Source organism: Pseudomonas sp. 43(2021) (assembly GCF_017490805.1).
Classification (GTDB): Bacteria; Pseudomonadota; Gammaproteobacteria; order Pseudomonadales; family Pseudomonadaceae; genus Aquipseudomonas.
In genome coordinates this window covers 1-428 of record NZ_JAFGYJ010000607.1, presented here as the reverse complement: position 1 = coordinate 428, position 428 = coordinate 1, and the positions used below count along the sequence as shown (strand labels likewise).

At 62.1% G+C, this 428-nt stretch carries 1 pseudogene; it reads right to left on the bottom strand.

Annotation, left to right across the window (positions count from 1 at the left end):
* Positions 1-428 (bottom strand): annotated as a pseudogene (locus tag J5M71_RS28925) (polyurethanase); the annotation flags it as partial.

The window sequence follows — 428 nt, the reverse complement described above, 5'->3', positions numbered from 1 at the left end:
CCCTGGATCAGGTCGTTGCCGTCACTGCCGATGATGAAGGTGCTGCCCTTGTGGGTTTCGGCGTTGCGGTTGAGGTCCTGCACCCACGTGTTGGCCCGCGCCGGGTCCGACAGGTTGGTGACGATGATCGTCGAGTCGCGGCTGGTCAGGTCGTAGAACTTCGATTCCAGCACGCGGGTCATGCCGTCGCCGTAGCCAGTGGGCAGGTGCGAAATCCACGTCGGGATATTCAGGATCGAATACGGCAGCACGTTCCAGGCGTTCGAGGCGTAGTGGTCGTTGAAGCTGACGATGTTGTCGGTGGTCGAGGCATGCGGCGCGTCGGGCACGCCCACTGAAGCGCTGCTGAAAGTCGAGCCGTCGAGGGCGCGAAACACCGGGTCGTTTTCGTAGCCGATATTCAGCACCTTGTCGCCGCTGCTTTGCGT